This is a genomic window from Microcoleus sp. K1-B1, from assembly GCF_036704705.1.
Lineage (GTDB): Bacteria > Cyanobacteriota > Cyanobacteriia > Cyanobacteriales > Microcoleaceae > Microcoleus.
The window spans coordinates 1-7,636 of the sequence record NZ_JAUBSH010000020.1; the positions used below are offsets into that span (position 1 = coordinate 1).

The 7,636-nt window shown below is 46.1% G+C and carries 7 protein-coding genes, 1 tRNA gene and 2 pseudogenes; 3 read left to right on the forward strand and 7 right to left on the reverse strand.

What is annotated here, in order from left to right:
* From QUA83_RS09965 to QUA83_RS09975, 3 genes and pseudogenes are all read left to right on the forward strand, one after another.
* A pseudogene (locus QUA83_RS09965) lies at nucleotides 1-270 on the forward strand (IS4 family transposase); the annotation flags it as partial.
* A 491-nt stretch (nucleotides 271-761) separates the two neighbouring features.
* Nucleotides 762-965, forward strand: coding sequence for a transposase (locus QUA83_RS09970; protein ID WP_333292896.1), 204 nt, complete (start codon nucleotides 762-764; stop codon nucleotides 963-965).
* A gap of 549 nt (nucleotides 966-1,514) precedes the next feature.
* Nucleotides 1,515-1,588 (forward strand) — tRNA-Arg (locus tag QUA83_RS09975).
* Between the two features lie 171 nt (nucleotides 1,589-1,759).
* Here the strand turns inward: QUA83_RS09975 and QUA83_RS09980 are convergent.
* From QUA83_RS09980 to QUA83_RS10010, 7 genes and pseudogenes are all read right to left on the reverse strand, one after another.
* Complete coding sequence (locus QUA83_RS09980; RefSeq protein ID WP_333292898.1) at nucleotides 1,760-2,035, reverse strand: flagellar alpha dynein; 276 nt, start codon at nucleotides 2,033-2,035, stop codon at nucleotides 1,760-1,762.
* A gap of 32 nt (nucleotides 2,036-2,067) precedes the next feature.
* A complete protein-coding gene (locus tag QUA83_RS09985; RefSeq protein WP_333292900.1) occupies nucleotides 2,068-2,388 on the reverse strand; it encodes a hypothetical protein in 321 nt (106 codons plus the stop codon).
* Between the two features lie 139 nt (nucleotides 2,389-2,527).
* Nucleotides 2,528-5,506, reverse strand: a complete 2,979-nt coding sequence (locus QUA83_RS09990; RefSeq protein WP_333292902.1) for a DUF5906 domain-containing protein — start codon at nucleotides 5,504-5,506, stop codon at nucleotides 2,528-2,530.
* Nucleotides 5,507-6,093: 587 nt separating this feature from the next.
* Nucleotides 6,094-6,630 carry a hypothetical protein gene (locus tag QUA83_RS09995; RefSeq protein ID WP_333292904.1) on the reverse strand — a complete coding sequence of 179 codons (537 nt, stop codon included), beginning with the start codon at nucleotides 6,628-6,630 and terminating at the stop codon, nucleotides 6,094-6,096.
* The gene (locus tag QUA83_RS10000; protein WP_333216189.1) at nucleotides 6,621-6,884 is read right to left on the reverse strand and encodes a hypothetical protein; all 264 of its coding nucleotides are present in this window, start codon (nucleotides 6,882-6,884) and stop codon (nucleotides 6,621-6,623) included. The genes QUA83_RS09995 and QUA83_RS10000 overlap by 10 nt, the downstream gene beginning before the upstream one ends.
* Nucleotides 6,885-7,394, reverse strand: a complete 510-nt coding sequence (locus QUA83_RS10005) for a hypothetical protein (protein ID WP_333292906.1) — start codon at nucleotides 7,392-7,394, stop codon at nucleotides 6,885-6,887.
* A pseudogene (locus QUA83_RS10010) lies at nucleotides 7,391-7,636 on the reverse strand (hypothetical protein); the annotation flags it as partial. The pseudogene QUA83_RS10010 and the gene QUA83_RS10005, both read right to left, overlap by 4 nt.

The following is a 7,636-nucleotide window of genomic DNA, read 5'->3' on the forward strand; positions in this document are numbered from 1 at the left end:
TTAGGTGATGCCGTAGCGGATGAACTTTCTCTGCCCTTTGATGAGATTTCCTTAGAAATGATTTATCGTGGTCTTTATCATTTTACTATGGCTCATCAAAAAGGTAAGGCAACAGATCCAGTTAAGTATTTTGCCGACCCAAAAAATCGAGATTTAGGTATTGTCAAACAGAAACGAAAACCCAACATAAAGTTAATTGTGGCTCCTTTTCCGGATCTTCAGCGAGGGTCTGACCAGTTTTTTTTCAACAATTCTCTAGAAGCCTCTTGACAAAAGACTTACAGTCTTAACTTGTCACCAATGGGGAATGCTCGGATTATATAATAAACCAGGTAGAGGCAGAAAAGAAACATTTAATTCCGCACAATCAGATCAAATTAGAGATTGGTAAAATTGCAACCAAAACAATTAAAGCAAGTAGTACAAAAAATAAAAAAAGAATGGTCTGTCAATATAAGTACAGAAACAATTAAGAGAATAATAAAAAAAAAGGATGAGTTGGCATAGGATGCGTCGAGGTGTTGGCGGCAAGCCAGACTCCATAGAATACCAGGAAAAAAAAGAAAAGTTGTCAGAATTAAAACAATTAGAAGATGAGGGAAAAATTGATTTATACTATTTGGATGAATCCGGATTTTGTGGCATCCCTTGTGTCCTTTATGGATGGCAAGATATTGGTGAATATTTGTCAATTGATAGTCGTAGAACAAAGCGTTTAAATGTCTTGGGAATCATGAATCGGCAAAACAACCTTCATGCTTATGTTTCAGAGCAGACTATTAATTCGCTCTGTAATCATCGCCTGCATAGATACTTTCTTGGCTGTGGTGGAGCGGCCAACCGTTATTGTAGTAGATCAAGCTTCTATTCATACTAGCAATGCCATTTTCGAGAAAATTGAAGAATGGAAAAAACGCGGTTTAACTATATTTGAATTGCCTACTTATTCACCTGAATTGAATTGAATTTAATTGAGATTTTGTGGCGGTTTATCAAATATCAATGGCTCGAAATAGATGCCTACTCTAGCTGGCAATCTCTTGTTTCATCTGTAGAAAAAATTTTTAAAGAATTTGGAGATAATTATGTAATTAATTTTGCTTAACTACTTAAACCTCGTCTCGGTAATTAACTGTGGATAAGTTTAGCAAACTATTTGGTACTTAAGTCCGACTCTTTTGCTGTCTGAGTTCCGTCTTAATTCGGAGAGATATCCGATCGACCAAATAGTTGGGTTTCACCTCGACCTCTAAATACTTTACCCGAGTTCACGTCCTACCTAGTTTTGATTGTAAATTTACAATTGTGCTGTTTGCAGGTGAGTCCCTCCAGCTTGTGTCAGATACAGTCTTGAAGGCAAAGGCACTCTCATCATCTTGGTTTTTTTCCCGAACCATCGCACTGCACCCCATATTTTTGCACCTCAAAGCGGTTTCTGCGTAAGTCATCACATAATTTACTTGCTCGATCGCACACTGCACCTATACAATAATGTTGTTAGCGATTTTTGAGTTGGGTGCGTAACTCAGTTGGATAGAGTAGCTGCCTTCTAAGCAGCGAGCCGCAGGTTCAAGTCCTGCCGTACCCGTTACATAAAACCTAATAGCATCAATGCTTTGAGCCGTTCTTTACCGAAAAGTAGAGAGCGGCTCAAACCTTATTTGTTTCGCATTTGTTTCGCATTTGTTTCGCACAACAAATGCGAAACACTGCCTATCTGGGTCAGGTGGTATCCCGGCATCCTTTCTGCAGATACTGGTCAACTCTCCGGGCCCAATATTTCCAAAACCGCCTCCATATCTGCCAAGTCCGCTCTGGATTTTTTGCGCCGCGCTTTCAACTGGTTGAGCAAGTCGGCCGGCTCTGGAAATTCTGCGACGGTCGGAGCGGAGTTTTTAATTCCCTCCCGATCGCGCCGCGCTTCCTTGAGCTCTTGCTCCAACATCTGAACCTTCAGCCCTAAATCGCCGTTGCGCTCGTGTAACTGATTCAGTTCTGCATCCCATTCTGAAAGTTGCTTGTTGGCCGCTTTCAATTCCTGCCTGAGTGATTCATCGTTGCCATCACTCAGGCACTCAATTTTCCCAGCCGTTCCTCAATGGCGGCCATCCGCTCCATCACGGGGTCAAGGCGATCGGCTACAGCCTTGTCTACAGCGTCTACAATATTTGTAGACGCGACGCTATCATTGCTTCGTGTAGACAAATCTGTAGACGCTGTAGACAGCGCGTTAGTGTCACTTGGTGTAGACACTGTAGACGTGCCTGATACTTCCTTGAGAATGCGTTGTGCAGCTTGACTAACCGACTCCCCCTCTAGTTTTTGAGCTTCTATCCAGTTCAGGAAGTGACCGGAAGCCCTGAACGATACGACTTGACTTTGACTCATTGTAGACACCTGTATACAGTATTTGTCTACAATAACTGACAACTGTCTACACTGTCAACACATTGTCTACAAAACTTGTAGACACAAAAATCCCCTAATTAAGGGGATAGAGATTGGGCCGTCAGTTGTCAGGCAGCGGCTAAATTTTCCGCAGGTCACAGAACAGCATTGAGATTATCCGGCCGCCCTTGTGTTTTTCGCGCTCTTGCCAGTCAACCTTGCAACTGATGCTTGTATGAATCTCAACGATGCGACCGTGCCAGTTGTAGCTAGAGTCCTCTGGCTTGTTGCCAGCCACTTTGTCTCCGACTCTGAATGCTTTGAGCGGGTCGGAGCAAGGGACGCCCGTGAGTAGTTCTGTCAGTTTTTGCTTGTCGGAGTCCGAAAGTTTAGAGAAAGAATTGCAAAAGTCTAACAAAGTTGGGTTTATTGCTTCAGATGCTTCAGAAGCCTTCTGTATGGGGATTGTTGCTTCAGAAACTGCTTCAGACACTGCTTCAGACAAAGTTGCTTTCTGAAGCAGTTCTGAAGCAGTTTTAACGGCAGAATGGGATTCTGAAGCTTCTGAAGCAGTTTTTCTACTTTCTGTTTTCTGTTTGCAGATGCCCAAAAAATAAAAGCTGCCCATGACTTGCCCCTCTAATTGCGCCTCGGTGTGTCGATGTTTCTCCAGCTTAGGGAAAATCTCACAAAGTCGAGCGTACAACTGGTTGATAGCCTTCACTGGCTTATCCCACTGGTTAGGTAAATCATTCCAAACCAGCTTCTCCTTGCCCTTCTCGTTCCACTCAATCTCAAGTATCCCCGCCTCTTGATACCACTCTTGTAACTTGTTCCATAAGTCTTTGGCATAAACGCGATCGCCCTTGCCAGATTCATACCCCAAGTCCCTCACAAACTGCCACAAGTGCCGGCTTTCCTCTTGAGCTTCCCGCATAGCCTCACGGGTTGCCTTGTAGTCAATCCCCTCTTTCAGTAGCAGTGGCAACCGCTCCAACATCTTGTTGAGCATCGCCGGTGCAATCCGTTCAAGGATAAAGTTCTCATCATCCTTAAAACGCGGGTCAGCCTCCAATTCACCCTGAGACGGGTCAGCGTTGTGCTTGTAAGTTTTCTCGAAACTTAGGATGCTGTAGCGGTCATCAATGGCGGCCGTCCCCCCGGTGATAGACGGTAGTTTGTTGCAGTTGGCTAAAAAGATGGCTGCAGGTTTGTACTCATAACCATCCTTGCCCTTGCGTTCAATATCAAGAATGTCGCCTGTAATCAACTGTTTAAGACTCTGGATGGTGTCGAGGTCTATTTTTCCAGTATTCTCGGAAGCCCAATTGCAAATACTTCCTTCAATTCCTGCCAGAGAAAACTTGCGGCCATTGTCATAGGATTTGAAGTCTGACAGTGACTTCCCGGTCATCCCCCGCCCAAAGACAGCGGACAACACAGCCCGCAATGTATCCTTACCGTTAGACCCTTCGCCGTGGCACAGCAAACCTTTAACGCCCCGTCCCGTCAGCTTGGAGCGGACAAGCTTCAAATTCAACGCAGCAGCAGCAGTCCGCAAAAATACCTCACGCTGCGACGGCTCCAAGCATTCCAAAAGGCGATCGCAATCAGTCGGGTCAATATCGGGGTCATACTTGCAGCCGACATAGGTATAGACCTGGTTAGGGTCATGTGGCACAAGCGAGTGAGAGCCGTCAGGATTAATCTTTACCACCCCTTCAGAAGAGTTCAATCCATCAGGATTGATGGTGTTGGGGTCTACGGCCACAGCTAAGAGCATATAGCTGTAGACCTCGTTGACGCTGGCAGAGTTAGCCCGATTGCAGCGGTACTTCCCTTTTACAAATTCAGAGTAAGTGCTCAACCAATCAAGAATGCGGCGCTTCTCGGTAGCTTCCGATCGCAACTCATAATGAGTCCCGGTGAACTCAAAAAGCTGTCCTGCTATGGATACCCAGGGCGTGTCAGAGTACAGCGCATCCACAGCTTTCTGCACGTAGTTTTGCTCTGGAGTCGGTGCAGTATCTGGGATGTAGTCGTTTGCACTACTGTCATACTTCTGGCATACTACTTCTTCTCGCGTGCGCGGGTGAGAAGTTAGAGAAATAGGAGTAATTGATTCCGCTGCAACGTTATTGACTGCTTCCTCTACCAGTCGGATAAATTCCTCACTATCTATGGCTTCCAAGATTTCTCGGATGTCTCCCGCCTCTGGAATATCTGGATAGATGACACGTGGGTCAACAACCACACAAGGGAACTGGATGTGACGGGCAACCAGCCAAACTTCTTGACCCTTCTTGATACCTGCGTCATCGTTATCGCGCAACACTGCAACACTGACGTTTTTGCCTGTCGCTTGCAGAGTTTCGAGCATTATCTGAATTTCGGGATGGTTCCAATTGGAGCCTTGCAGTGTTAGTCCTGTAAGACCGATACTTCTGGCACGGTCTACATTGTCTTCCCCTTCAAGCATCGGAACGAGGACGGGTTCACCATCGGGTAGTGCTTCTAGTAGTTCGACAACTTCATCAATCCGATATGCTGGCCAGCGAGTATCGCCCTTGCTCCAGACTTCCTTGCCACTAGGGTCGATGTGAATTTGGCGGCAGGTTTTGTCGCGTCCCTTTGGTTTACTTGCATCGGGCCAATCAAACCGCAAAACCTTTTGAGTGTCGCTGTAGGCGTAGGTGATTTGTGTGGCACTGTCTGGAACGCCTTTAGGAAAGTATTTAGGTTGTTCGGTGCGAGGTGGTTTTCCGGGTACGGGTAATCTCAGAAGTTTCGCGCCGATCGGAACTGGTACGGGTCGGTATTCCTTCTTTTTGGCTTTTGGCTTCTTTGCCTGTGATGCGGGCTGGTCCTCTTCGCGCTCTGCCAAAAATTCAGCCAGTGGTCGGATAGCTTCCCGGATGTCAACGGTTGAGCAAGCGTTCGTCCAGCATTGGTACTTGCCGTTCTTGGAGTTAACCCCTAAGCTATGACCTTCACAAACAGGGCAAATATAGTAATTTTTGGCTTTGCCTGGTTCCAGTTTGTCGAGATGGTCGCGGATGTCGAATTTTTTGGGGGTGCTTGAAGTTTGCTCGTTATCTGGAGTAGAATTGTCGTACATGAATTTAACTCGCCTAAAGCGAGTTTGAGGCAAAAGCCGTTCTTCCAGTCGCCAAAACTTAGAGAGAGCGGTTTTTTGCTGTGTGTATAGTTTTAAGCCATTAGAGAGTATAGGCGACTGGCTTGAGTCGCCTATCCTTGATTGCCGTTTGAGGGTAGACAGAAATATTGTGGCAGGGAGCTCCGGCTATCAGCGACGCTACGCTCAATCCCTTGCCTGCGATTTTCCCTTACTCCCACCATTGCGTCGCGAACCTTGGTATCACTTGGGGAAAATCGCTTGCACTTATTGTAGCAGCGAGTGCTAAAGCGCTGATATTTAGCTTCAGCATTAAGGAACATAAGGGAGCGTGTTGTGTACGCCAACCTTATAGGGTTGGTTTTTGGTGTACATATTTTGGTGTTGTGGAGTGTGCAGTAACCTTATAGGGTTACATTTCGGTGTGCACATTTTGGGAGTGTGTTGTGGTGGACAACCCTATAGGGTTGGCTTTTAGTGTGCATTTTGAAACTCTTACGTGCTAAGCGTTTGAGGATATTTTGTACACTTGAACCCTATAGGTTTCGATTTTGGTGTGCAGTTTGTAGCTACTCCCCCTCAAATTGGCTAAGTAGATTTTGAAGTTTCACCTTGCCTTCTGAGAATTTACGTCCTCCCATTTTGAGCACATTCTCAACAATCCAAGTCACAGACTTACCCGATTTCATTGACTTACAAACTTCCAAGTATATAGGGTAATCAGGAGAATCGGAATCGGAAGCGGTTTCCTGTAAGTCGCTGCTGTATATAGCTTCCAGCGCTTGCCGATTCGCTTCCACGTCAACGCCAGGGGAAGTCAGGATAAGTTCAGCTTCCTGCTGTCTTTGCTGCTGTGAAACGTAGACACTGGTACTGATTTCATCCTCAACATCTGCCTTAATGGCTCTCAGTTTTAACTCCTCAATTTCTGCCTCGGCAACCAATTGACGGGCGATATTTCCAGCGGTAACAGCACAAGCAATTGCAGCACACAAGCTGACACCTTGCACCGCTTTGTGAGTGTCTAGCTTTTTGTCTAGTGCTGCTAGTGGAACCAGCCACAGCACGACAGAGGACGCACTCAATACAAACAGTTTTAGCTGCATAGAAACACCCCCAAACCAATCAGCAGCATCGCCAAACCGCCGATTAAAACTGCTTGTAAATCAGCCACTGAAATCTTAAGTAATTTACTCAGGGAATAGTCAAGTAACCAACTCAACCCCCAGGCAATCGCAATCGCTGCTAACAGGAATAAAACGGCTTTCATTGCCATTGGATGCAGACTCGCTATCCACCCCAAAAGGGAGAAAGCGACGCACCCAGCAACGAAATAATTTGCCAAATACATCGCTTTCATTTAGTCAGTCCCTCCCGTGAGTTTTGCCTTAATCGCATCAATCCGAGTGCGGGCATCGCTGTCAGCTTTGTCAATCCCTAAACCCAGTCGCGCATAGCCGGGACGCAAACTGTGCAAGTGCTTAGCTAGTCGAGTGTCTGAGCGTTTTTTACCCAGTTCATTATCAGCCACAACACCCTCATATTTGCGGTGTTCTTTATGAACTGTTTTGTCTGCAACTTCAATTTTTCCTAGTGCTTTGTAAGCGCGTTTAGACTGTCTTGCACCGTCTGTTTTATCCTTTGCCAAATCCTTCATTGCATCCGCTTCTTCTTTCGTGAAATAGCGCGGTGCTGGCACAACTGGAACGCTACGAACTGAGTCAAAGTTACCAGGATTTAACGGTGTGATAACGCTTGCGTCGGTGCTTGCCAGAACTTTTGATTTGTCAATAGCGTGTCCGCCGTCGTTACTGGCAGTGAGTTTTCCAGCATCAGAATTACCGCCAAAAAGGCGTAGTTGTAAGCTCATAATTTTGTCCCGATTTGAATGTTGATGCGAACTGGGGAGGGGAATAAATTCAAGGGATTGATTTGTCGCCACATAGACATTGCCAGCACAAACACCCCCGCCGATGCGAGTACGAGTGCGATGAGTTGAGAAAAGTCAACCCAGTCTAAAAAGCTGGTGGAATTCTGGCGGGTGAAGCCACACACAGGGAATGAACCGTCGTTAGTCCAATTTAGGGTGTCTACAGTGTCTACATTCACTGT